This is a genomic window from Mesorhizobium captivum (assembly GCF_033977165.1).
GTDB classification, from domain to species: domain Bacteria; phylum Pseudomonadota; class Alphaproteobacteria; order Rhizobiales; family Rhizobiaceae; genus Mesorhizobium; species Mesorhizobium captivum.
In genome coordinates this window covers 38,056-60,073 of the sequence record NZ_JAVIJB010000041.1, presented here as the reverse complement: position 1 = coordinate 60,073, position 22,018 = coordinate 38,056, and the positions used below count along the sequence as shown (strand labels likewise).

Below are 22,018 nucleotides of genomic sequence, written 5' to 3'. Positions count from 1 at the left end.
CTGTTGGTATCGAAGCGCCAAAACAGGAGGTCCCACAATGGCTCTCTCCGACGTGAAATGCCGCAACACCCGGCCTGCGTCCAAGCTCCAGAAGCTATCCGACGGCGGCGGGCTGCAGCTATGGGTCCAGCCGTCGGGAACAAGGCTATGGCGCCTCGCCTATCGGTTCGACGGGAAGCAGAAGCTGCTGTCTCTGGGCAGCTATCCTGTCATTTCTCTCGCTGATGCCCGCCAAGCGCGCGATGAAGCCAAACGCCTCCTCAAGGCTGGTGCCGACCCGGCCCAGCAGCGCAAATTCCAGAAAGCTAGTTCGCCAAAAGACACCTTTCGCTCAATCGCAGACGAATATGTTGAGAAGCTGAAGAAGGAAGGACGTGCCGATCGGACGATCAGCAAGGTCAAATGGCTGCTCGACTTTGCCTATCCGACAATTGGCGACAAGTGCATTCGGGAGATCGATACGGCTACCATCCTTGCCGCCCTTCGTCGCGTGGAGGTTCGCGGTCGATACGAGTCGGCCAGGCGCCTACGCTCAACAATCGGCACTGTGTTTCGATTCGCAATCGCGACAGCACGCGCCGAGGCAGATCCGACGATCGCCCTAAGGGGCGCGCTCATCAGCCCGACGGTCACGCCTCGTGCCGCGATTACCGATCCTAAGGCCTTGGGCGGCTTGCTGAGGGCGGTCGATGCATTTGACGGACAGCCAACAACCAGAGCCGCCCTGAGGCTGATGGCAATGCTGTTTCCCCGCCCGGGTGAGTTGCGCGCGGCAGAATGGGGAGAGTTCGATTTCGAAAGCTCGATGTGGATCATTCCTGAAGCACGCATGAAAATGCGACGGCCGCACCGCGTACCCCTTTCAAGGCAGGCCGTGAGCGTCCTGGCCTCACTCAGAGAAATTTCTGGTGGTGGATCGCTGCTGTTTTCTAGTGTTCGATCGGTTTCGCGTCCGATTTCCGACAACACGCTTAACGCCGCCCTGCGCCGCATGGGCTACGGTAAGGAAGAAGCTACAGCGCACGGATTTCGAGCGACAGCATCAACTCTGCTAAACGAATGCGGAAAGTGGCATCCGGACGCGATAGAGCGGCAACTGGCTCACATTGAGAACAACGACGTTCGTCGCGCCTACGCCCGGGCAGAGCACTGGGAAGAGCGGGTCAAGATGATGCAATGGTGGGCCAATTATCTGGATGAACTCAAGAGCAAAAACGCACAGGTGATCTCAATCGGGGGACGCGGCAAACCTGCTGCCCATGCACCAGGGCTAGGGACCAATTTGAACCCAACAGCGACGGTTCACCAAACGCCGAGACGAATCTCCAACCTCCGAAAATCATATTGAGGTTCACAAAAACGCCGAAGCTTGACGACCAAATGGTAGGCTAGGAGGACGTGCCGGAAACATTGATTTCATTGGGTTTTCGTGGGTCAAAATCAGAGCTTCTCGTAAAGTCCGCAGACCGAATCGACAAATCGACAGCCCGGGCTTCCACTCGATCATCAACGAGCCATCTGTCCGATCAGCTTGGCCGCCGCTTGATTTGTTCGCTAAAGGCAAATGGTGCCTCGACGAAAGTTGAAACCAGTTCTCGGTGTATGTGGGTCCCATTGTTCCGCCCGGCATAGTTGGCGGAAGAGTTAATCACTTTGTGGTCAGTTGCAGAGCTAACGTCGCACGTCATGGCAATGGAGGGCTAAAGGGGCGAAATGCGGGGTAGTATCGCGATCTGGCATGACACGCTTGCAGATGACGCCAACGGCTACGCGCCGCGCGTCGAGGTCCACATAAACATATGGAAGGGCGAGAGGCGCTCAGCCAAGAGGCGCTTCCATCTTTTCGATATAGGCTTTCGCTTCCAGGAAATGAGATCACTCCGGACGCTCTCGATCAGCCTCCCTTTCCAGATCCAGTCGGACTATGTTTTCGATCTCTTCGATGTGATGCACGATTCATCGACGTTGTCTGCAATCTTCAATGAGACCCTGTCGGCCGGGGAACTCCAGGAGAACGGCAAAACGTTCGCGGCACTCAACGAATCGAAGAAAGTTCAATTCTATGTGTCGCGATGCTCAACAGACGATCGACGTCTGACCACCATCGGCAAGGGAGACGATGTCGGCTCTGTAATCATGTTACACGATCAGTTTTTTGACCGATTGCGGACCAAAATCGGCGACCAATATATTCGTCTACGCATTAGAGTCCCCTTCCATATCGCGAACGGCTTCGTCTCCGAAATCGACGCCAAGGACTCTGCTTTTCTGAGCACGATCTCCACCAGCGAAATCGTCGAATTCCGTTTGAACGAACGCCGAAATTTCTCGGCGTCGATCCTGGAGCGATTGGGCGGAGGTGCAGATCTGATTGATGTGTCTGCTGTGCATTATTTTCTGATCAGGGATATGACGGTGGAAATGACCCAATCCCACACCGGCTTCAAGAAAATGCGTCGGCTGGAGCCCGAAATCTGGGAACGATACCTGAGAGATGAACCGCAATTCAATGCACAGAAGATGATAATATACCATTGGAGCTCGACAGCACAGCCTCAATCTACGGTTGAAAGCTTCACCGCGCTTGCTACTTTTCGCGCCTACTACACTGGCCGCCTCTGGGTTTACGCGCTGGTTGTGATTGCATTGGGTGCGATGGGCAGCGCGTCTCAAGCAGGCTTGGTTTCGCTGGTTGGAATGCTGTGGGAGCTCAAAGAGCCGTGGCAAATTGCGGCCGCCAACGCCGCGATCGTTGTTCTCCTTGCCTCCGCTCTCGTTCTTATCGTCCAATTTAGCCGAAAGTGGCCAAATCCAGTGGGATGGGCTATCGGATATCTCAGACCTCGCCGCTAAGGTAGGGTCCACGAATCATGCGGGGAGCGTGCCTATGATAAACGACCCAAGCTTCGCGAGTACCCTTTCTGAGCGCGTACCCCAGCCATATCTGCCCATCGACGCATTCGCAATCTACGGCTGGCTGGAGCGGGCTGGCGTCCATCAGTTCTACCCGAATTTCCAGCCGTGGTTTTTCGGCAAGGTCGTTCCTGGGCTCCACACGGGAGAACGCCATATTGTTACGACATATGTCGAGGGTACGCTCGCTGGCGTAGCAATCTGCAAGCGCGCAGAGACGGAGCGCAAGCTATGCACGCTTTGGGTCGCACCCGCCTTGCGCGAGCGGGGGGTCGCGAAATCGTTGGCTCGCTGTGCATTTGATTGGCTTGAATCGGACCGACCGCTTTTCACCGTTCCCGAAGAGCGAATCGCAGAGTTTGCGGGGCTACTTCGCGTGTGGGGCTTTTCGCCACCCCAAGTTTATCCAAGCCTCTACCGGTGGAATCGGGCCGAATATGTCTTTAACGGCCCCGTCGGAATTCCTGATCACTGAGCGGATGAAAAACGGCGTTCGAGTTCCCGCCGAAACTCGTCAAGCGTTGGAGCGCGGATTGCTAAGAATGGGATGCCAAGTCGAGTTGCCAGCCGTTCGCAGGCAGCTTGCTCTAGTGCAGTAAGGGCAGCAATCTCGGTTATAGAGTCAGAGTTCGCGCTAAGCGCCCTGCGCGCCCGGATCTGTTCTGGATCATCGAGGACATGGATCAAGAGGTCCGGCGCAATTTCGTCGAAGAACCAGTCCGGAACGAGCAGTGGTCCCTCTGGGGTCTCGACCAATGCATGGCCGTCAACAATCTGATGCTTCTTTGATCGGGGAAACGCCGTTAGGGCTTCTTTTGCGATGCGTTGATTGGTGAGCCCATCTGCGAGAGTGGCGACTGGCAGGATGCCGCCAGCGACCCTCAATAGTTGGCTGATGCTGGCATACTCTAGCTCGGGGATCTGGTCAGCAGCATGCAGAGAGCGGGTCGTCTTCCCCGATTTTGAGAGCCCCGCCACGAAAACTCTCATAGGCATGCTCCAATCGCATTGACCAACCGCGCTGATGCATAAGCCCAAGACTGAGGCGCCGTGAAGCTGAACTCTTGGCGGAGACGGCCAAGGTCCCAATCGTTGACCAGAGGCAGGTGCCGAATAATCTCGATACCAACACCCGCATCTCGATCCCGGAAGTAAGTGGCGAAGTGCCGCTCATCAACGCACGACGCCTCGCCGTGCACAAGCCAAAGCTCCTTGACCGGAAGCTCATGAATCGCACCCATTTGGACGACTGCAGTAAGTCTACAGTTGGGCGAAGATTCATAGAGATAGGCCGCCGAACCGGCGAGATAGCGAGGAAAACGCCGCCTTAGCTCGATCGTTTTCTCACCGGAGCGGATTAAAGTAGCCCATTTTGGTTGGATGCTCAAAACGATCGTTCGCATGCTGGCTTCCCTGAACGGGATCCTTGATTGCATACGGGCGGAGTAATCGCTAGTCAGAACATGCCCGCCGGCTACTAGGCAAAGCCTAGCGAGTGAGATGTTGGCCTAGCTGCATTCCCTGATGGCACACAAGCCGGCGATTACGAAGCTCCTCTTTGTCCACTGAACCTGCAAAGTGGATCCCGCTTGCAAGCCGTTTGTTCTGCGATACGGCTACTTGAACGTCGAGGCGTCTCGATATTGGTCGTGGTCGAGTAGCTCAGCCATTCGGCTTTCGCCCTCACAGATCCGGGCGGGCGGCTTTCCCGCACCCGGCTCTTCCTGAGAGTAACCCGCGTCATATCCGCGCCTGTGCCCAAGTGCGAGTGATGCGCGGAACGGGCAGCGGGAAGCGTGCCGTCAGGGTTTCGAACTCCGGCCAGCCCATGCGCCGACTTTTCTGGCTGCGCCGTCTCAGACAGCGCAGCCACGTGCGTCGCACTTCCTGGTAGAAGCCGCTGAGCGCTGGATAGTTGTGCGGCCTGCCATAGTAGCCGTAGTGCCCACGCAGAACGGCGGCGAGCCACTCGTGCTGCGTGGCCAGTGGCGCGTGCATGAACCGCCAGGCCTCCTGGCGCAACGCCGTCAGCTTGCGCGTCAGGCGTTTCCCTTCCGTCTTGTGCTTCACGATGAACCGGCCATCCCGGGTCCGCCCGCAGTAGTGGGTGAAGCCCAGAAAGGCGAAGGTCTCGGGTCGCCGCTCGCCACGCCGCTGTCGTGAGAGGGCCGCGAACCGCCCAAACTCGATCAACCGCGTCTTGTCCTCATGGAGCGTCAGGCCAAAGCCGGCCAGCCGCGCCTTGAGGGCCAACAGCATCTCCTCTGCATCGGCCTTGTTCTCGAAGCCCATGACGAAGTCGTCAGCGTAGCGCACGATCACAACGTGACCGCGGGCATGGCGACGGCGCCATTGGTGGGCCCAGAGATCGAGGATGTAGTGCAGGAAGATGTTGGCGAGGAGCGGGCTGATGCCCGCCCCTTGCGGGGTGCCCCTGTCCGTCTCTTGCTTCTCGCCGCTCTCAAGAACGCCGGCCCGCAGCCACAACCCGATGAGCCGTAGGATACGAGGATCAGCGATCCTGTGCGCGACCATCCGCAGCAGCCACTCGTGGTCGACCGAGTCGAAGAAGCTGCGAATGTCGGCATCGAGCACCCAGTTCACGTGCTGGCTCATGATCGCTGTATGCAGGGCATCAAGCGCCATGTGGGGGCTTCGCCCCGGCCGGAAGCCGTATGAGAACCCCAGGAAGTCGACCTCGTAGACAGCACTCAGCACCTCAGCCACCGCGCTCTGGACGATCTTGTCCTCCAGCGCCGGCACACCGAGAGGCCGCTTGCCGCCGTCGGCTTTGGGAATATAGACCCGCCGCACCGGCTGTGGCCGGTAGCGACCAGTGTGGACCCGTTCGCAGAGGTCGCTGAGGTTATCCCTCAGTCTCTCTTCGTACTTCGCCACCGTCATCCCATCGACCCCAGCGCTGGCCTGCCGCTTTTGTCGCCGAAACGCCCGAAGAAGAGCTTCTTCGTCAACATGATGCAGCAGGGCCGTGAACCGGGTCTGGGCGGCCTGGCTGGCCGCCGCGTTCACCCGCGCGAGGTTCGGCGGCAAGGCGACCCGGCTCTGCGTCCGGACCCTGGCCTCTTCACGCAGGCTCCTCTCAGGCTGGTCCCTTCCCTCCACGCGTCTCGTTTCCTTCGACGGTTTCATTGGTACTATGAACCAGTCCGACTCCCGACCTCAGCTCGGACAGCAACTCCGGCAGTGCCTTGCTGCTGCCCCCCGCCGGAGACCAATCCAGCGGACCCGGTCGGGCCTCTCATGTTCCGATGATTACCTTCCATGCGTGATACGGCCATCGACCCCGACGGAGTGGCATCGTCTCGCATAACGACGATGCTCATGCTGCCTTCGTGAAACGGGAACACACTCGGCCTCCGCGAACATCCACCTTTCGAGGCTCATTCCCGCACCCCGCATGGCTCCTGTCTACACTTCAGACCTCGCGTTGCCGCGACGCCCGCAAGACTCGGTCCCGGCTTGCCCGCTACGGCTTTGGCCGGATGGGACTTGCACCCACAAGCAATCATCAGCTTGGCATGACGTACTCCCGCTGAGTGGTGTAGCTCGGCGGTGACGAAGCCGCTCGCGAGCGCGCCCCTCAACAGCGCTGAAGCGAGCGAGCGGCGATAGCAGCGGTCATCGATGTTCCCCGGTAGGGTCGGGTTGCTGAGACCAACCTGATTCGAAGGAACCACCGATGACCGACGACATGATGAACCTGCGCGCGCTCGTGGAGAAGACCCCCGACGCCGATATCCTGCGCGAGATGATCGGCTTTGCCGCCGAGCGGCTGATGGAGCTGGAGGTGGGCACGGCGACGGGCGCCGGCTATGGCGAGAAGAACCCGCTGCGGCAGGCCCAGCGCAACGGCTATCGCGAGCGCGACTGGGAGACGCGGGCCGGCACGGTCGAGCTGCGCATCCCCAAGCTGAGGAAGGGCTCTTACTTCCCCTCGTTCCTGGAGCCGCGCCGCATGGCCGAGAAGGCGCTCACCGCGGTGATCCAGGAAGCCTACATCCAGGGCATCTCAACCCGCTCGGTCGATGATCTGGTCAAGGCGATGGGCATGAGCGGCATCTCCAAGAGCCAGGTGTCGCGGCTGTGCGAAGAGATCGACGGCAAGGTGAAGGCTTTCCTCGAACGGCCGATCGAAGGTGACTGGCCGTATGTTTGGATCGATGCGACTTATCTCAAGGTGCGCCGCGGCGGCCGCATCGTCTCGGTCGCCGTCATTATCGCCGTGGGCGTCAACAGTGACGGTCGGCGCGAGGTTCTGGGCATGGAGATCGGCACCTCGGAGGCCGAGCCGATCTGGACGGAGTTCCTGCGCAAGCTCACCCGGCGCGGCCTGCGCGGCGTCAAGCTTGTCGTCTCCGACGCCCATGAGGGCATCAAGGCGGCGGTCTCGAAGGTGCTCTCAGCCACCTGGCAGCGCTGCCGGGTTCATTTCATGAGGAACGTGCTGGCGCATGCCGGCAAGAGCGGCCGCCGCGTCGTCTCGGCCTTCATCGCCACCGCCTTCGCCCAGGAGACGGCCGAGGCCGCAAGCGTGCAATGGCGCGCCGTGGCCGACCAGATCCGGCCCAAGGTGCCGAAGCTCGCCACCGTCATGGATGAGGCCGAGCACGACGTGCTCGCCTACATGACTTTCCCGAAAGAACACCGCGTCAAGCTTCACAGCATCAACCCGATCGAGCGTCTCAACGGCGAGATCAAGCGCAGGACCGAGGTCGTCGGCATCTTCCCCAATGACGATGCCATCGTCCGTCTCGTTGGCGCGTTGCTGCTTGAACAAAATGACGAATGGGCCGTGCAGCGGGCGCGCTACATGACACTTGAGACCATCAGCCAGATGAGCGATGATCCGCTCATCAGCCTGCCGGCAGTGGCGCGCTGATCATTCCGGCCCTTGCCGGAGAGCACGGCGACCAATGCCGTCAGCTACACCACTTCCTGAGACACGATCTCGATATTGCCTCGCGAGTGCTGCGAAGGGGCTTGCTGAAAGCGGCGACCGGCCGCGGTAGAGCGGCAAATGGCCCAAGATCGATATCGGGTTTGGCGCATATTTGATACTTATGCGCCAATCACGATAAACCGGAGATATCGACTTCAGCGCATAGAACCTGCGCCCGCCCCTCGATAACAGCCCTCAAGATAGCGCGCTCAAAGTCCGGGCTGCGATCCATCCGTTTCCCACCTCGCTACCAGTTTGCACCGAATCGGCTTGGCCAAGGGCTTCCGCCTTACGTGACTTCTCTTCTCTAAATGAGGACGATCTCGTCGCTGCGGAAATCGTACAGGGATAGACTTTGTGCTTCGACACCAACACGCCCGGGGTATAAGGACTCCTCGACATAACAAGCCTTCCAACCTTTGGAATGCTCACGTCGCCGCAGGCACCAGCCACAGGGGCGGCGTCCATGAAAAATGATGGAATTTCGTATCCGCCACGAGGCCTTTCTCGTGAAGAGTCGGCCCGGTATGTTGGTGTTGGATTCACTCTTTTTGACGAGATGGTCGCTGATGGACGTATGCCGAAACCTAAGCGCATCAACAGCCGTGCCGTCTGGGATCGTGTAGCTCTCGACATCGCCTTCACGTCGTTGCCCGACAAAGACAACGGTCTCCAAGAGTTGTTGGAGCGAAGCAGGCGAGACGAGCAAAAAAGATAAGAAATACGCTGATTGCGTATACGCTGAAGACGTAGTAAAGGTATCGAGAAGGCGTCACGTGAGCGAGAACGAGAAGCTTGCCCAAGAAGTGAAAGCCTGGCGGGCCAAGGAAGGGCTCACTGCCGAAGCTGCGGCCAAGGCGTTTGGAATACCGAAGCGCACGTTTGAGGGCATCGAGCAAGGCAGAGGCTTCCCCTATCCCCTCCTCCTGCGCGTTGCGATGAAAAGCAATGCTCTTTCACTCAAGGCAATGCAGGAGAAATCGTCCCTTAACGACTAACTTCAGCGGAATTGCCGGCGGGAGACTTTAATGGCCAGACCCTTCAAGGACGACCGCTACCCCGGCGTCTCTTCGCGGATCAAGAACGGCAAGATCGTTTATCGCTATCGGGCAAAAGGCATGCCGGAAATCCGGCTTCCCGGTAAGCCGGGTGATCCGGAATTCGAAGCCGAATATCAAAGGGCGACGCAGGGTCTAGGCAAGAATGCTGCGATCATCGACCTGCCTGGCCGAGCGCTGCCAAGGACCTTCGGCCATGCGGCGCGCCGGCTTGAGACGACTATGGAGTGGCTGGATTTTGACGAGGCGACGCAGCGGAAAAATGTGCGCCTGATAGAGCGTTTTCTTAATCTCAAGGTTGATCCAAAGTACCCGCTGACCTGGCGCAATACGCCAGTGGAACACATGGACGCGGATCGGCTTCGCGCCATTATCGAAGGCATTTTTGCGACAAACCGTACAGTCGCCAAGCACATGCTGGTCGCCATCAAGAAACTGCTATGGGTCGCGACCGAGGTTGAGAAATGGATCAAGCCGCAAGACGATCCGGCACTATCCATTCGCGTGCGTGTGCCCAAGTCCACCGGCAATCCCGCTTGGCCGGTTGCAATCCGCGAGAAATTCGAGGCTCGGCATCCGATTGGCACGCCAGCACGCACTTGTTACGCCTTGGGCTTTTGGCTCGGGAACCGGCGCGGCGATATCGCCGCTCTGGAGTGGGAAGACCTCGTCACCGAGGAGATTGAACTGTTCGACGGCTCGCTTGAGTTGATCGAAGCGTTTGCTTTCCGCCAGAAGAAGAACCGCAATCGCCACGGCGGAAGGGAGATGTTCGTTCCAATCGTCGACAAGCTGGCAGCGGCCTTGGAGCCGCTCGACCGCTCGCAGGGCGGCACCGTTTTGAAGAGTGCCTACAAACGGGCGTTCTCAGAAAAGAGCCTGACCGGCATGATGCAGCATTGGAACCGCCAGGCGGGAATTCCGGACGGCTACACGCTTCATGGCTTGCGCCGCACCTTCGGCACCTACCTTGCTGAATGTAACATTCAGGCGAGGGCCATTATGGAGGCGATGGGGCATTCCTCCATGACCGTAACCGACGACTATGTGCGTGAGGCAAACAAGAAGCGGATGGCGGTGGATATCGCTCGCGCTATCAATCAGCGCGAGGCCAAACGCGATGCCATGAAGCAGCGAACTGTCCTGCGAGTCGTCAAGTGATCAGATCGAGCCGGAACAAACCATGGCCGACGCCGCACAGCTGGGCCCATAATGGGCCCAAAACGTTTTGGGCCGAGGCCACTTTTCATCAATGAAATCAATGGTCATGGTGGGCCCGGAGGGACTCGAACCCCCAACCAAGCGGTTATGAGCCGCCGGCTCTAACCATTGAGCTACAGGCCCCACGCGGGCTGGCTTAGTGTTTTTCGCTCCGCGGCACAAGGCTTTCGACAGCACTGGCGGCAAACGCCAAAATCAGCCCATATTCGCTCCGTACAGCGGCGTGCGCGCCCATAAGGCGCGTGAACAGGTCCGGGCCTGCACCGCACTGCCGGCAATCGACGCTATTTCTGAGTCGGGGCAGAAAGTGGCAGGGATATCGGATCGCAGATCTCGAGGAGTTTTCATGACCAGATATCTTTTACCTGCCGCGCTCGCAGCAGCGATCGCGTTTCCGGCGCTGGCAAGCGCTGCCGACACCCAGCCGCCTCCGCGCATTGTCGTCTCGGGCGAGGGCGAAGCGACCGTTGCGCCGGATATCGCGATGCTGACGCTCAGCGTCATGCGCGAGGCAAAGACCGCGCGCGCCGCGCTCGATGCCAACAACGACGCCATGGCGGCCGTGATCGCGGCGATGAAATCGGCCGGCATCGCCGATCGCGACCTGCAGACGGCAGGCATCCAGATCAACCCGCGCTACAATTACACCAACAAGGCAGACGGCAGCCAGGAAGCCGAGCTCGTCGCCTACCAGGTGACGAACACGCTGTCGGTGCGCGTGCGCGACGTCGACAAGACCGGCGACATCCTCGACAAGGCGGTGTCCCTCGGCGTCAACCAGGGCGGCGGCATCGCCTTCACCAATGACGATCCGAAAGCCACTATCGTCGAGGCGCGCAAGAAGGCAGTTGCGGACGCGATCGCCAAGGCCAAGACGCTCGCCGAGGCCGCCGACGTCAGCCTCGGCCGGGTGATCGAGATCACCGACCAGAACGTCGCGCCGGTGCCGATGCCGATGAACGCCAAGGCTTTCGATGCCGCCCGGGCCGCCGTGCCGGTGCAGGCCGGCGAGAATTCCTACTCTGTCCAGGTCACCGTCACGTTCGAGCTGAAGTGACGTCCGCCCGGCGCATGACCTCGAGAATCGGAATTGATTTTCGGATAGGATCATGCGCAAAATCAAAGGGCTACAGCGTCCTTTGCGTCCTAGGCCGCGTCGTCGGGACCGCAAACAAAAACCCCGGAGAACCGATCCTCCGGGGTTTTTCGAGCCGCGCGCTTCAGTCTGGCTGAAGGGGCCCACTACTTATGGGCGATCCTCGCAGAGGATCGTCCTTCCGAACTGGACCTTCGCAAACGTCATGTCCATAGCCGATCCTCGCAGAGGATCGTCCTTCCTGCCGATCCCGCTGGGCAAACCGTCAGCGATAGATGATCGGGCAGCCGCGCTCGTTGGCGAACACCACCACAACGCGGTCGCCATACTGGCGGCCGGCCACCTTCACCGTGCGCCGGCTGATGTCGACGATGCGGACGCGGTGCAGGCCCATGCGCTCGGCCTTGTCGAGCGCGCGGTCCGGCGAGCAGCCGCGGCGGCGCCAGTCGCGATCGCGACGGTAGCCATCGTCATCGTCGCCGGTGTAGACGCCGAAACGCGGATCGTGGTTATTGCCGAAGCCGAGATAGAGGCTGTCCGCATGCGCCGCCGGGATGGCGACGAGCGTGCCAAGCCCGACAAGGGCCGAAAGGGCTGCCGTCTTGATCTGATTGAACATCGTCTCTCTCCTTGTTGCGGGCCTCTGGCCCCTTGAATTGATGATTGGCGAACCAATGATTGCAAAATGCCTTTTCGTGTCTGAACTTTTTGCGAACCGGCCGTTCATGTCCGGTTCATGTCGAAGGAAGGCAACATCCCCGCGCATCCATCGCCCCCGTCCGCTTCAAAATCTGGAGCCGGAAACGCGCCATGGCGCACCCGGTTCCCTTCAAGGCTCATCGTCCAAATGCGAACCCGTCAGGGTTCGTCATCAAAACGCGAACCTGTCAGGGTTCGTCATCAAAATGCCAACCCGTCAGGGTTCGTCATCCAGTATATAGTCAAAATAGTCGTCGGGCTCGGCGAGATCCGTTTCCTTGGCCTTCACCCGGCCGCGGATCGATATCCCGGCCTCGTGCACGGTCTCCGCGCTTCCCGAGACCAGCCTGTGCCACCAATAGAGGTCGTGGCCCTCGGCGATGAGCCGGTAGGCGCAGGTCTTGGGCAGCCAGGTGATGGTGCGCACGTTCTGAGGTGTCAGCCCGACGCAATCGGGCACGCGCGACAGCCGGTTGGCGTAGTCCGAGCAAAGGCATTTTTCGGCATCGAACAGCCGGCAGCCGACGCTCGTCCAATAGATCTCGCCGGTATCCTCGTCCTCGAGCTTCGAAAGACAGCATTTGCCGCAGCCGTCGCAGAGTGATTCCCACTCGGCCGGGGTCATCGCCTCAAGCGTCTTGGTTTTCCAGAACGGTGCGCTCATGCGGCTGGATTTGGCCCTCCGTGGCCTTCCGGTCAAGCGTCGCTGTCGCGGTGACCCAGTATCAACATTAGAAAAACACGAAATTGCCTTCAAAAGGCCGGCCAGGCATCCTTGGCTGCTGCCAATGCCTAACGGAACCAATTGCGGATGACGAAAGTTTGGGCAGGGATGGGACCCCACTAGGAGAAAATTGATATGAAACGCCAACCACGGATTCTGGCGGGTACGGCAATCGGCCTGCTTATGGCATCCGCGCCGTTGGGCGCGTATCCGCTGCAGGCCGATTTCGGCACCTCGCAAGGAGCGCCACTGATTCTGGCGCAGACGAACTGCGCCGAAGGCCAGTCAGCAGAGGAGTGTGCGCAAGGCGGCCAGCAGGGGGAGCAACCGAGGAAGAAGAAGCGCGAGCAGCAGCAGCAGACAGAATCGGCCCCCGCCGAACAGTCCGCCGAGCCCGAGCAGAAGCCGCGCCGGAAACGACAGGACCAGCAGCAGATGGACTCCGGCCAGGCGGAGCAAGCAGCGCCGGCCGAGCAGCAGCTCAAACCGCGCAAGAAACGCGATCAACAGCAGCAGATCGAGGCAGCACCGGCCGATCAGGGCGGCCAGCCTGTGACCGACGAACAGCAACCGCGTAGGAAGAAGCGCCAGCAGCAGCAAACCGAAACCGCGCCGGCCGAGCAGCCCGCCGGACAGGCCGCGCCGGCGAACGACGAACAGCAACCGCGCAAGAAGAAGCGCCAGCAGCAGCAAACCGAAACCGCGCCGGCCGAGCAGCCCGCTGAACAGGCCGCGCCGGCGAACGATGAGCAGCAGCCGCGCAAGAAGAAGCGTCAGCAGCAGCAAACGGAGACCGCGCCGGCCGAGCAGCCCGCTGAACAGGCGGCGCCCGCCAACGATAACACGCCGCAGGACAAGCTGCGCAGGAAGAAGCGGGATCAGCAGCAACAGACTGAAACCGCCCCAACCGAGCAGGCGCCGAAGGCCGAAGCCCCTGCCGGCGAGCCGGCGCAGCAGGCCGAGCCGCAGCAGAACAATCAGCAAGCTGCGCCGGCAGAGGGCGAACAGCCTCTGGACAAGACAAAGAAGCGCAGGAAAGCCCTTGGTCAGCAGCCCGGCGCCGGTCAAGCGGTGACGGGGGAGCAACCTTCGACCAAGCAGCCCTCCACCGAAGGCCAGGCGACCACCGGCGGCCAGCCCGCGACCGGCGAGCAGCCGGCCCAGGGCGGCGCGAATGCCGGCACTGCCGCGCAGGGCGAAGCGCCTGCCAACGCGAACGAGGCCCCGCTCTTCGACAGCCAGAAGGATGTCGTGCGCAAGCGCAAGGGCCGCCAGCCGGCCGGCCAGAACGAGAATGGCCAGGCCGGCGTCGAGCAAGGCGGAAACCAGGCTGGACAGCAAGGCGGCAACCAGGCCGAGCAGCAGGGAGGCCAGCAGGCGCAGAGGCCTGCGCCGGTCGATCAGGGCCCGCCGCCCACTGACGACAAGGCGGCCCAGCAGGAGATCAAGCCTGAAAAGCTCGTTCCGGTCACCGAGGAAAAGGGCAAGCGGATCGAGCTTACGCCCGAGCAAGTTGTCCGCGAGCGCCGCCGGCCGCAGGGCGCGGATGTGGTGAAACAGTTCGGCGACCGCGTGATCGTCCAGTTCAACAACCAGACGATCGTGGAAAGCAATGAGGCGCCTCGCATCACCCGCGGCGCCAGGGATGTCTATTACGAGGATCTGCCGCGTAGTCGAACCCGCGAAATCGTGGAGCGCGACAACGGCGTCAAAATCGTCACGATCCGCAACCGCAATGGCGATGTCGTCCAGCGTTCGCGCATCATGCCGGATGGCCGCGAATATGTGCTGAGCTATGTCGACGAGCGGTACTACCAGGATGTCGACGATTGGCGCGATCCGGGCGACGACCTGCCGCCGATGCGGCTCGACATCCCGCGCCGGGATTACATCCTGGATTCGGAGGAAGTCGAGGATCCGGACGAGTATTACACCTTCCTCGAACAGCCGCCGGTGGAGAGGGTGCAGCGCCTCTACTCGATCGACGAGGTCAAGCGCTCGGCCCGGGTGCGCGACATCGCCCGTCGCATCGATCTCGACACGCTGAACTTCGATTTCGGCTCGGCGACGATCTCCGATACCGAAGTGCAGAAGCTCGAAGGCGTGGCCACCGCCATGGAAAAACTCCTGAAGAAGAACCCGGCGGAAACCTTCCTGATCGAGGGCCATACCGACGCGGTCGGCACGCCTGACGCGAACCTCGCGCTGTCGGACCGGCGTGCCGAGGCGGTCGCCGAGGCGTTGACCAACGCCTTCGGCATTCCCGCCGAGAACCTCACGACCCAGGGCTATGGCGAGGAGTATCTCAAGGTGAATACGTCTGGCCCGAACCGCGAGAACCGTCGTGTCGCCATCCGCCGCATCACCTCGCTGGTGGCGCCGGTGGCGAGCAACAACGAGCAGTGATTATTGCATGTCGCCCAAAAGTGCCCAGCGGTTTTGGGCGACATGCATAAAACAGACCTGAAGCGCGTCGCCTGAATCCGTTTCATCGCGACGCGCTTTAGCGTTTGATTTCAAAATCCTGACCCGGTTTTTGGAATCTGCGCGAGAAGACGAGGTCCGTCCGGATCCGGACGGACCCTTTCTTTCAAGATGCAAGAAGAATTGTCCCGGTTGTCCCGCCATGCTCATTGAATCGCCGCATTGCGGCACCCAGATTCCAGTCAGGGCGTTCCCTGCCCTGTCCCGACTCCAGCGGGACACATGAGCCCCGCCGGCGCCCCTCTCCGGCGGGGCTTTTTATCTTGAAAAGAGAGTTCATCTGCCCGAAATACGCCGATATCCAAAAAGCGAAATCAGCCCGGAACACCTCATGAAGCGTCTCGAACTCGCCATCGAATCCGTTATCCTTGCCTCGCGCTGGCTATTGGTCGCCTTCTATCTGGGGCTCGGCCTTGCGCTCGCGACCTACGCGCTGTCCTTCGGCAAGAAGCTCTACGAGTTCGTGATGAGCGTTTTCACGCTCGGCGACACCGACACGATCCTGAAGATGCTCGGCCTGATCGACGCGGCCCTTGTCGCCTCGCTGGTGGTGATGGTGATCATCTCGGGCTACGAGAATTTCGTCAGCCGCTTCGACGAGCAGGACGGCGAGGTCCATTGGCTTGGCACGATCGACGTCGGCTCGCTGAAGGTCAAGGTCGCCTCGACCATCGTCGCGATCTCGTCGATCCACCTGCTGCAAGTGTTCCTCAACCACGCCTCCTACACGACAGATCAGCTCATGTGGCTGACCGTCATGCATCTGGCCTTCGTGTTTTCGGCGTTGATGCTTGCCTATATCGACCGGGTGATGGCGCTGGCGAAAGGCAAGAAGGTCGCGGAGTGACGTTATGGAAGAAACCGAAGATCATTCAACGCTCGAACGGCTTCGTAAAGCGATCGACGAGGGTGACCAATCCGGAAATCCGGAGCCGTTTGACCTTGAGCGCTTTATCGAGATGAAGCGACGTCCGCGCGATTTCCGTCAGTAGATATTCCTTATCTCGGTCTCTGTACGGTCAAACACCTCGTCCGGCACGAAGAAGTCGCCGGCAAGCGGCCCCTTGGCGCCCGGCGCATAGACCGAAAAATCCGTGACGCCTTCAGCGCGCAGCACCTCCTCGTCGATGTAGAAATTGCCGGTCGCCTCGCGCGATGGCCGCATGAAGATCGCGTGCGCGGCGTCGGCCATGATGTCGGGGGAGCGGCTCATCGCCGCCACCGTCTCGCCGCCCAGGAGATTGCGCACCGCCGCCGTGTCGATGGTCGAGATCGGCCACAGCGAATTGACGGCGATGCCGGCTCCAGCAAACTCGGCGCTCATGCCAAGCGTGCACATCGACATGCCGAACTTGGCCATGGTGTAGGCGACATGGTTCTTGAACCACTTGGCCTTCATGTCGAGCGGCGGCGCCAGATTCAGGATGTGAGGATTTTTGGCCAACTTCAGGTGCGGAACGCACATTTTGGAGACCAGGAACGTGCCGCGCGTGTTGATCTGGTGCATCAGGTCGTATCGCTTCATGTCGGTTTCCAGCGTGCCGGTGAGTTGGATGGCGCTGGCATTGTTGACGCAGATGTCGATGCTGCCGAACCGTTCCACGGTCTTGGCCACCGCATCGGCGACCTGAGCCTCGTCGCGGATGTCGCAGAGCACAGGCATCGCCTTGCCGCCGGCCTGCTCGATCTCCTCGGCCGCGGTATAGATTGTGCCGGGCAGCTTCGGGTGCGGCTCGGCTGTCTTGGCCGCGATCGTCACATTGGCGCCGTCGCGCGCCGCGCGCAGCGCGATCGCGAGCCCGATGCCGCGCGATCCGCCCGAGATGAACAGCGTCTTTCCCTTGAGCGACATCGTTCGCCTCCCTGTCTTTGCCGGCGCGATCCTTGCCTGTACCGACCCCTGGACACAAGAGTCCGTTCATCCAGCCCGTGATGACGCAGCGGAGCCTCGCCATCTTGCGTATCCAGCGCAGAAGTATATATTCTCTACAAAGTGGTATAATATAGAATGGCGCTGTCGATCAAAAATCTAGAAGTCGAGCAGTTGGCGCGGGAGCTTGCCCGCCGCCGTCGCGTGTCCGTGACGGAAGCGATCCGCCAATCCCTCGAGCGCGAAGTCGCGCGCGAGCGGCTGGTGCCTCGCGGCGAAAGCAGCGATCTTTTCCAGCGCCTGATGGCGATTTCGGACAGGGCCGCGCAGATTCCGAAACGGGAAAATGCGATGACCGAGGATGAGATCCTGGGTTACGATGAACTTGGAATCCCCACGCGATGATCATCGACTCGTCGGCCCTCGTCGCGGTCCTCCGCGCCGAGCCGGGCCATGATCGTTTTGTGCGGGTGATCGCCGATGCCGGAAGACGGTTGATCGCTGCGCCAACCCTCCTCGAAACTAGCATGGTGCTCGCCGGTGGGTGGCAGGACGAAATCCTGGACCGGCTCGACGCCTTCCTGCGCACGGCTTCGATCGAGACCATCGCCTTCACCGCCGACTACGCCGCCGTCGCGCGCCAGGCCTTGCTGCGCTATGGCAAGGGCCGGCATCCGGCGGCGTTGAACTTCGGCGATTGCATCGCCTATGCCACGGCGCGGCTCGAAGCGATGCCGCTGCTGTTCAAGGGTGATGATTTCCGGCTGACCGACATTGAACCGGCAGTCTGAGGGGACGCGTCACACCAGCACCAGCCCCTGCCGCATTGCAATCGCGATCGCATCGGTGCGGTTCGCGGCGCCGAGCTTGATCAGGATCGCGGCGACATGGAATTTCGCCGTGTGCACCGAAATATTGAGCCGCCTGGCGATCACCTTGTTGGGCGCGCCTTCGGCCAGCAGCGCCAGCACTTCCGCCTCGCGCGGCGACAGCGCCGCGCGGACCTGGTTGTCGTCGGGCGTCTCGTCCTCGGACAGCTCTGCGTGGAAATCGCCATGAGCCTCTGACGGTGGTGCCCTGCTGATGCGATAGCCGGACGCGGCCAACCGCAAGGCGGCGGCAATCAGCAGCCCGCCGGCAGAGGAAGGCAGCGTCGCAAATACATTGCCGGTCGATCGTTCGTGGCCGGCGCGCCGGGAAAGCAGCACGCAGGGCGTTGCCGGGCTCACGGCCCGGCTTTCCAAAGCCGCCTCGTCGACCACGGCGACATCCGCCGTTTGACCCATGCCGCTGCCGGCGAGCGTCGGCAGCAGATCGTCGCTCGCCGCAAGCGCGTCGGCCAGCTGCTCGGCGCGCGCAACGTCGCCGAGCGCGATCAACACCATCAGCCGGTGGGCTACTGGCTCCGGTCTCGCAATCGTTGGTGCCGCGCTCTCCGCCATCGACCGTCTCAGCTCAACGGCTTCTCGCCGATGGTGATCGAAACGTCGCGCTGCGCGCCGCCGCTCAATATCCCGAGCGTCACGGCCGCGCCGGCGCTGTCCGGCCCCAGCTTGCGGATCAGCTCGCGTGGGCCGTGCACGGCCTCGCCGTTCCAGGCGACGATGATGTCGCCGACATGCAGCCCGGCGGCCTTGGCCGGGCCGCTGTCGTCGAGGCTCATCACCATGGCGCCGTGCGTGTCGCCACTGCGGATCGGGTGCAGCCCGGCGCCGAGATAGCCGCGCGCGACATGGCCCTTTTCGCGCAGTGTCGCCACCGCCCGCTCGATCGTCTCGTAAGGCATGACCAGCGCCCGCCGGCGCGGCCCGAACAGCAGCATGCCGATCAGGCCGCCCTTGGCATCAAGCACCGGACCGCCTTCGAAGCGGCCGCCGGTGTTGATGGCGAGGTTGATGCGCCAGTCGATCGTGCCGCCGCGCATCGAGCGCCAGGCGGGCCCGACCTCGCCGACCGTGCCGAACACGGCAAGCGCGGCCCCTTCGCTATTGCCGGCGGCGATCGCCACATGGCCGGGGCGCACGGGGGCGGCCTGAGGTAGTTGCGGCAGACCGGCAGCGGCGGAGGCTGGTTTCAACAGGGCAACGCCCGTCGAAGGATCGCGGCCGACAAGCTCGGCCTTCACGGTTTCGCCCGAGGCCAGCGTCAGTTCGATCTCCTCGCCAGCCTCTACCGCCTCCTCGGCGGTGACGAAGAAGCCGTCGCGCCAGTGGAAGGCGCTCGCGGTGCGGTGGTGATGCGTGGTGAAGCTTGCCAGCGCCGGCGCGGCGGCCGCCGCGACATCGGCAATGGCGTCGGAAAAGGCACTGAGGTTGAAGTTGCTCATATCGATGATCTCCTGGGTTCTGTGACCCAGATATCGCTCCATGGCGCCGCCGCGGATACTCGCCTGACGGCTAGTCGGCGGCCCGACTGGCCATGTGGTCAGGTCGCGGCGATTGCGGCCGCTCCGCACATATAGTGCGTGTCGCCCAAAAGTGCCGCGCGGTTTTGGGATAACGACACACACAAAAGAAAAACATCGCTTTACTGAATAACACGGAGCCCTACCCATGGCCTTCGCCGCCGAAAAACTCCAATCGGATGACGCCTTGCTCGATGCCTATTCGGCGACCGTCGCCGACGCCGTAGACCGCATCGGCCCGGCCGTCTGCCGCATCGAGCGCATCGGCGGCGCCGGCGGCCATGGCTCGGGCTTCGTCATCGCTCAGGACGGGCTGGTCGTCACCAACTTCCATGTCGTCGGCGACGCGCGCGCCGTGCGCGTGACCATGCCGGACGGCGGCGCACGCGAGGGCCGTGTGCTTGGCCGCGATCCCGACACCGACATCGCGCTGGTGCGCGCCGACGGCAGCTTCGCCGATGTCGCGCCGCTCGGCGATTCCAAGCGTCTCAGGCGCGGCCAGATCGCGATTGCGATCGGCAATCCGCTCGGCTTCGAATGGACCGTCACCGCTGGCGTCGTCTCGGCGCTCGGCCGTTCGATGCGCGCCTCGACCGGCCGGCTGATCGACGACGTCATCCAGACCGATGCCGCGCTCAATCCCGGCAATTCCGGCGGGCCGCTGGTGTCGTCGGCGGGCGAGGTGATCGGCGTCAACACCGCCATGATCCACGGCGCGCAAGGCATCGCCTTCGCGGTCGCCTCAAACACCGCCAATTTCGTCATCTCCGAGATCATCCGCTTCGGCCGCGTGCGCCGCGCATTCATCGGCGTCTCCGCCGATACGACCAACCTGCCGCGCCGCGCAGCCCTTCTGTCGCAGGTGACCACGAACACGGCCGTGCGTCTGCGCAGCGTCGAAAAGCACGGCCCGGCGGCAAAGGCCGGCCTGAAGGAAGGCGACATCATCGCCGCCATCGACGGCCGGCCGGTCACCGGCGTCGACGATCTCGTACGATTGCTGGATGCCGAGCGCATCGGCCGCGAGACGCTCTGCACCGTCGTGCGCCGCAGCGGGGTGAGCCAAGTGGTGGTGACGCCTGTGGCGCGGAGCTGATCTCTACCCGGGCCTGACTATCCGCCCGAGCAGCGATACCAGCATCCTTGCCAGCTCCCCGCTCGGGTCGAGGTCAGGATCGTAGATCGTCATGTCCATGCCGATGCAGCGCTGATCCTTTGCCAATGGCGACAGGACGGCGACGAGATCGTCGGGATCGATGCCGGGACTGCCGGGCGAATCCACGGCCGGCATCACCCTCTGGTCGAGCACGTCGACATCCAGATGCAGCCAGTAAGGACAATCGGCGCGCGCCAGCGCCGCCCTCGTCTTCTCCAGCACTCCTACCGCGCCTAGTTCCCGGGCCGCGAAGACATCGATGCGCGTGATCGCGGTCGCGTTGATATCGGGCCAGGCGAAGTCGGGATCGCGGCTTTCGCGCTCGCCGATCTGCATCACCGCCTCGTCCGCGACGAGCGGACCGGCAATGCCCGGCCATTCGGTGAGCAGCGGCTCGCCTCGTCCGGTGGCCAAAGCCAGATCCATGCCGGCGGCGGAGCCGAGCGTAGTGTTGGCATCGTAATTGCCGGGATGGCGGAAGTCGCTGTGGCCGTCGACATGCACCAGCGCGACGGGACCCGATTGGCGTGCTGCCGCCAGCGCGCCGAGCAGCACCGAGCAATCGCCGCCGATGACCAGCGGCCATTCGCCTCGACCGAGCGCCTTGGCGACGGCGTCCGCAAGGTCGAGATTGAAACGGCGGATCGCACGGCCGTTGCGCAGCCGCGTGCCGGGCTCCGGTTCGGCGCTGTAGGCCGGCCGCTCGAGATCGACCGCGGCGACTGGTGTCAAGGCCTCGACCAGGCCGGCCTTGGTCAGAGCCTCGGGCCCGCGCCAGGTGCCGGGCACATGGCCCGGCCGCAAGGGCCGCAGACCGAGATTGGAAGGCGCACGAAAAAGGCAGATGTCACGCATGCGGCAGAATCCGGTTCAACACGCTCCATCATAGATCGCCGCGAAGGGCTCCGGCGATATGGCCGGAGCCAAATGCCGACATCTGCTGCCAGCGCTAAGCTCAGCCTCCAGCCGCACCTTCGGCATATTGCGCCAGGAACTCTTCGCTTGGCGGGATCGCCTTGATCACGTCGATCAGCACGCCGTTGGGGTCCCTGGTGATGAAATGACGCTGGCCGAAGGGCTCGTCGCGCAATGTATGCAGGATCGGCAAGCCGGCGGCGACGATACGCTCATAGACCGCATCGGGGTCTCGCACCTCGAAATTGATCAGCAGGCCGGAGGTCCGTCCACGTCCCTCCTCCGGAATCGTCTCGTGGTCGCCCTGGACGATGCCGAGATTGACCCGCCTGTCCTCGCTGGAGCGCAGATGCACATACCAGTCGCTCTTAAACAGCGGCTCGAAGCGGAAATGCTCGACGTAGAAGTCCGCCGTGCCGGCGACGTCGCCGGTCATCAGCACCGGATAATAGCTCGTCGTCTTCATCTTTCCTTCTCCTGCTTCATAACATACAGTCTGTATGTAAATGAAATAACAT

At 61.9% G+C, this 22,018-nt stretch carries 24 protein-coding genes and 1 tRNA gene; 14 read left to right on the top strand and 11 right to left on the bottom strand.

Going from position 1 to position 22,018, the window contains the following annotated elements; translation table 11 throughout:
• The first annotated feature begins 37 nt into the window (after positions 1-37).
• The 3 genes from RFM40_RS27155 to RFM40_RS27145 all read left to right on the top strand — a co-directional run bounded on the left by RFM40_RS27155 (position 38) and on the right by RFM40_RS27145 (position 3,388).
• Positions 38-1,348, top strand: coding sequence for a tyrosine-type recombinase/integrase (locus RFM40_RS27155; RefSeq protein WP_320253265.1), 1,311 nt, complete (start codon positions 38-40; stop codon positions 1,346-1,348).
• Positions 1,349-1,713: 365 nt separating this feature from the next.
• Positions 1,714-2,853 carry a hypothetical protein gene (locus RFM40_RS27150; protein WP_320253264.1) on the top strand — a complete coding sequence of 380 codons (1,140 nt, stop codon included), beginning with the start codon at positions 1,714-1,716 and terminating at the stop codon, positions 2,851-2,853.
• A 34-nt stretch (positions 2,854-2,887) separates the two neighbouring features.
• The gene (locus RFM40_RS27145) at positions 2,888-3,388 is read left to right on the top strand and encodes a GNAT family N-acetyltransferase (protein WP_320253263.1); all 501 of its coding nucleotides are present in this window, start codon (positions 2,888-2,890) and stop codon (positions 3,386-3,388) included.
• Here RFM40_RS27145 and RFM40_RS27140 read toward each other — a convergent pair.
• From RFM40_RS27140 to ltrA, 3 genes are all read right to left on the bottom strand, one after another.
• On the bottom strand, positions 3,382-3,903 hold the full coding sequence (locus tag RFM40_RS27140) for an AAA family ATPase (protein WP_320253262.1): 522 nt from the start codon (positions 3,901-3,903) through the stop codon (positions 3,382-3,384). The genes RFM40_RS27145 and RFM40_RS27140 overlap by 7 nt on opposite strands.
• Entirely contained in the window at positions 3,900-4,316 is a 417-nt protein-coding gene (locus RFM40_RS27135; protein ID WP_320253261.1) for an ASCH domain-containing protein, read from the bottom strand. The genes RFM40_RS27140 and RFM40_RS27135 overlap by 4 nt, the downstream gene beginning before the upstream one ends.
• Before the next feature lie 337 nt (positions 4,317-4,653).
• Complete coding sequence (gene ltrA, locus RFM40_RS27130) at positions 4,654-6,063, bottom strand: group II intron reverse transcriptase/maturase (RefSeq protein WP_320278596.1); 1,410 nt, start codon at positions 6,061-6,063, stop codon at positions 4,654-4,656.
• Between the two features lie 550 nt (positions 6,064-6,613).
• On the opposite strand from ltrA, the gene RFM40_RS27125 reads away from it, so the two are divergent.
• From RFM40_RS27125 to RFM40_RS27110, 4 genes are all read left to right on the top strand, one after another.
• Entirely contained in the window at positions 6,614-7,813 is a 1,200-nt protein-coding gene (locus tag RFM40_RS27125) for an IS256 family transposase (RefSeq protein ID WP_320278595.1), read from the top strand.
• 526 nt (positions 7,814-8,339) lie between these two features.
• Positions 8,340-8,591, top strand: coding sequence for a hypothetical protein (locus tag RFM40_RS27120; protein WP_320215626.1), 252 nt, complete (start codon positions 8,340-8,342; stop codon positions 8,589-8,591).
• 58 nt (positions 8,592-8,649) lie between these two features.
• A complete protein-coding gene (locus RFM40_RS27115) occupies positions 8,650-8,871 on the top strand; it encodes a helix-turn-helix domain-containing protein (protein ID WP_320234609.1) in 222 nt (73 codons plus the stop codon).
• A gap of 30 nt (positions 8,872-8,901) precedes the next feature.
• On the top strand, positions 8,902-10,092 hold the full coding sequence (locus RFM40_RS27110) for a tyrosine-type recombinase/integrase (RefSeq protein WP_320253477.1): 1,191 nt from the start codon (positions 8,902-8,904) through the stop codon (positions 10,090-10,092).
• A gap of 107 nt (positions 10,093-10,199) precedes the next feature.
• Here the strand turns inward: RFM40_RS27110 and RFM40_RS27105 are convergent.
• Positions 10,200-10,275, bottom strand: a tRNA-Ile gene (locus RFM40_RS27105).
• Positions 10,276-10,498: 223 nt separating this feature from the next.
• Between RFM40_RS27105 and RFM40_RS27100 the strand changes: the two genes are divergently transcribed.
• Positions 10,499-11,209, top strand: a complete 711-nt coding sequence (locus RFM40_RS27100; RefSeq protein ID WP_320229324.1) for an SIMPL domain-containing protein — start codon at positions 10,499-10,501, stop codon at positions 11,207-11,209.
• A 304-nt stretch (positions 11,210-11,513) separates the two neighbouring features.
• On the opposite strand, the gene RFM40_RS27095 is transcribed toward RFM40_RS27100, so the two are convergent.
• Both RFM40_RS27095 and RFM40_RS27090 read right to left on the bottom strand, forming a co-directional pair.
• On the bottom strand, positions 11,514-11,867 hold the full coding sequence (locus tag RFM40_RS27095; RefSeq protein WP_320229325.1) for a hypothetical protein: 354 nt from the start codon (positions 11,865-11,867) through the stop codon (positions 11,514-11,516).
• A gap of 297 nt (positions 11,868-12,164) precedes the next feature.
• On the bottom strand, positions 12,165-12,611 hold the full coding sequence (locus tag RFM40_RS27090; RefSeq protein ID WP_320229326.1) for a YcgN family cysteine cluster protein: 447 nt from the start codon (positions 12,609-12,611) through the stop codon (positions 12,165-12,167).
• Positions 12,612-12,854: 243 nt separating this feature from the next.
• On the opposite strand from RFM40_RS27090, the gene RFM40_RS27085 reads away from it, so the two are divergent.
• The 3 genes from RFM40_RS27085 (at position 12,855) to RFM40_RS27075 (ending at position 16,147) form a co-directional block, all read left to right on the top strand.
• Positions 12,855-15,077 (top strand): OmpA family protein, encoded by a 2,223-nt coding sequence (locus tag RFM40_RS27085; RefSeq protein ID WP_320229327.1) that lies wholly within the window; start codon positions 12,855-12,857, stop codon positions 15,075-15,077.
• A gap of 409 nt (positions 15,078-15,486) precedes the next feature.
• Positions 15,487-16,002: a TIGR00645 family protein gene (locus tag RFM40_RS27080; protein WP_320274200.1), complete on the top strand. Its 516-nt coding sequence runs from the start codon at positions 15,487-15,489 to the stop codon at positions 16,000-16,002.
• 4 nt (positions 16,003-16,006) lie between these two features.
• On the top strand, positions 16,007-16,147 hold the full coding sequence (locus tag RFM40_RS27075) for a type II toxin-antitoxin system ParD family antitoxin (RefSeq protein ID WP_320222078.1): 141 nt from the start codon (positions 16,007-16,009) through the stop codon (positions 16,145-16,147).
• Here RFM40_RS27075 and RFM40_RS27070 read toward each other — a convergent pair.
• A complete protein-coding gene (locus RFM40_RS27070) occupies positions 16,141-17,007 on the bottom strand; it encodes an SDR family oxidoreductase (protein WP_320229329.1) in 867 nt (288 codons plus the stop codon). The two genes, RFM40_RS27075 and RFM40_RS27070, sit on opposite strands and share 7 nt — an antisense overlap.
• Before the next feature lie 156 nt (positions 17,008-17,163).
• Here RFM40_RS27070 and RFM40_RS27065 point away from each other — a divergent pair, with 156 nt between their 5' ends.
• Positions 17,164-17,430, top strand: coding sequence for a type II toxin-antitoxin system VapB family antitoxin (locus RFM40_RS27065; RefSeq protein ID WP_320229330.1), 267 nt, complete (start codon positions 17,164-17,166; stop codon positions 17,428-17,430).
• A complete protein-coding gene (locus RFM40_RS27060; RefSeq protein ID WP_320229331.1) occupies positions 17,427-17,816 on the top strand; it encodes a type II toxin-antitoxin system VapC family toxin in 390 nt (129 codons plus the stop codon). The genes RFM40_RS27065 and RFM40_RS27060 overlap by 4 nt, the downstream gene beginning before the upstream one ends.
• 9 nt (positions 17,817-17,825) lie before the next feature.
• Here the strand turns inward: RFM40_RS27060 and RFM40_RS27055 are convergent, their stop codons facing one another.
• Together RFM40_RS27055 and RFM40_RS27050 are read right to left on the bottom strand one after the other, a co-directional pair.
• The gene (locus RFM40_RS27055; RefSeq protein ID WP_320229332.1) at positions 17,826-18,467 is read right to left on the bottom strand and encodes a helix-turn-helix transcriptional regulator; all 642 of its coding nucleotides are present in this window, start codon (positions 18,465-18,467) and stop codon (positions 17,826-17,828) included.
• An 8-nt stretch (positions 18,468-18,475) separates the two neighbouring features.
• Positions 18,476-19,351 carry a S1C family serine protease gene (locus RFM40_RS27050; protein ID WP_320229333.1) on the bottom strand — a complete coding sequence of 292 codons (876 nt, stop codon included), beginning with the start codon at positions 19,349-19,351 and terminating at the stop codon, positions 18,476-18,478.
• Positions 19,352-19,577: 226 nt separating this feature from the next.
• Between RFM40_RS27050 and RFM40_RS27045 the strand changes: the two genes are divergently transcribed.
• A complete protein-coding gene (locus tag RFM40_RS27045; protein ID WP_320229334.1) occupies positions 19,578-20,525 on the top strand; it encodes a S1C family serine protease in 948 nt (315 codons plus the stop codon).
• 3 nt (positions 20,526-20,528) lie between these two features.
• Here the strand turns inward: RFM40_RS27045 and RFM40_RS27040 are convergent, their stop codons facing one another.
• Together RFM40_RS27040 and RFM40_RS27035 are read right to left on the bottom strand one after the other, a co-directional pair.
• Positions 20,529-21,440 carry an arginase family protein gene (locus RFM40_RS27040; protein ID WP_320229335.1) on the bottom strand — a complete coding sequence of 304 codons (912 nt, stop codon included), beginning with the start codon at positions 21,438-21,440 and terminating at the stop codon, positions 20,529-20,531.
• A 100-nt stretch (positions 21,441-21,540) separates the two neighbouring features.
• A complete protein-coding gene (locus tag RFM40_RS27035; RefSeq protein ID WP_320229336.1) occupies positions 21,541-21,966 on the bottom strand; it encodes a VOC family protein in 426 nt (141 codons plus the stop codon).
• Positions 21,967-22,018 lie beyond the last annotated feature (52 nt).

Coding starts and splice junctions, on each gene's coding strand:
- RFM40_RS27155 (WP_320253265.1), top strand. CDS start 38: ATGGCTCTCTCCGACGTGAAATGCCGCAACACCCGGCCTGCGTCCAAG.
- RFM40_RS27150 (WP_320253264.1), top strand. CDS start 1,714: ATGCGGGGTAGTATCGCGATCTGGCATGACACGCTTGCAGATGACGCC.
- RFM40_RS27145 (WP_320253263.1), top strand. CDS start 2,888: ATGATAAACGACCCAAGCTTCGCGAGTACCCTTTCTGAGCGCGTACCC.
- RFM40_RS27140 (WP_320253262.1), bottom strand. CDS start 3,903: ATGAGAGTTTTCGTGGCGGGGCTCTCAAAATCGGGGAAGACGACCCGC.
- RFM40_RS27135 (WP_320253261.1), bottom strand. CDS start 4,316: ATGCGAACGATCGTTTTGAGCATCCAACCAAAATGGGCTACTTTAATC.
- ltrA (WP_320278596.1), bottom strand. CDS start 6,063: ATGAAACCGTCGAAGGAAACGAGACGCGTGGAGGGAAGGGACCAGCCT.
- RFM40_RS27125 (WP_320278595.1), top strand. CDS start 6,614: ATGACCGACGACATGATGAACCTGCGCGCGCTCGTGGAGAAGACCCCC.
- RFM40_RS27120 (WP_320215626.1), top strand. CDS start 8,340: ATGAAAAATGATGGAATTTCGTATCCGCCACGAGGCCTTTCTCGTGAA.
- RFM40_RS27110 (WP_320253477.1), top strand. CDS start 8,902: ATGGCCAGACCCTTCAAGGACGACCGCTACCCCGGCGTCTCTTCGCGG.
- RFM40_RS27100 (WP_320229324.1), top strand. CDS start 10,499: ATGACCAGATATCTTTTACCTGCCGCGCTCGCAGCAGCGATCGCGTTT.
- RFM40_RS27095 (WP_320229325.1), bottom strand. CDS start 11,867: ATGTTCAATCAGATCAAGACGGCAGCCCTTTCGGCCCTTGTCGGGCTT.
- RFM40_RS27090 (WP_320229326.1), bottom strand. CDS start 12,611: ATGAGCGCACCGTTCTGGAAAACCAAGACGCTTGAGGCGATGACCCCG.
- RFM40_RS27085 (WP_320229327.1), top strand. CDS start 12,855: ATGGCATCCGCGCCGTTGGGCGCGTATCCGCTGCAGGCCGATTTCGGC.
- RFM40_RS27080 (WP_320274200.1), top strand. CDS start 15,487: ATGAAGCGTCTCGAACTCGCCATCGAATCCGTTATCCTTGCCTCGCGC.
- RFM40_RS27075 (WP_320222078.1), top strand. CDS start 16,007: ATGGAAGAAACCGAAGATCATTCAACGCTCGAACGGCTTCGTAAAGCG.
- RFM40_RS27070 (WP_320229329.1), bottom strand. CDS start 17,007: ATGTCGCTCAAGGGAAAGACGCTGTTCATCTCGGGCGGATCGCGCGGC.
- RFM40_RS27065 (WP_320229330.1), top strand. CDS start 17,164: ATGGCGCTGTCGATCAAAAATCTAGAAGTCGAGCAGTTGGCGCGGGAG.
- RFM40_RS27060 (WP_320229331.1), top strand. CDS start 17,427: ATGATCATCGACTCGTCGGCCCTCGTCGCGGTCCTCCGCGCCGAGCCG.
- RFM40_RS27055 (WP_320229332.1), bottom strand. CDS start 18,467: ATGGCGGAGAGCGCGGCACCAACGATTGCGAGACCGGAGCCAGTAGCC.
- RFM40_RS27050 (WP_320229333.1), bottom strand. CDS start 19,351: ATGAGCAACTTCAACCTCAGTGCCTTTTCCGACGCCATTGCCGATGTC.
- RFM40_RS27045 (WP_320229334.1), top strand. CDS start 19,578: ATGGCCTTCGCCGCCGAAAAACTCCAATCGGATGACGCCTTGCTCGAT.
- RFM40_RS27040 (WP_320229335.1), bottom strand. CDS start 21,440: ATGCGTGACATCTGCCTTTTTCGTGCGCCTTCCAATCTCGGTCTGCGG.
- RFM40_RS27035 (WP_320229336.1), bottom strand. CDS start 21,966: ATGAAGACGACGAGCTATTATCCGGTGCTGATGACCGGCGACGTCGCC.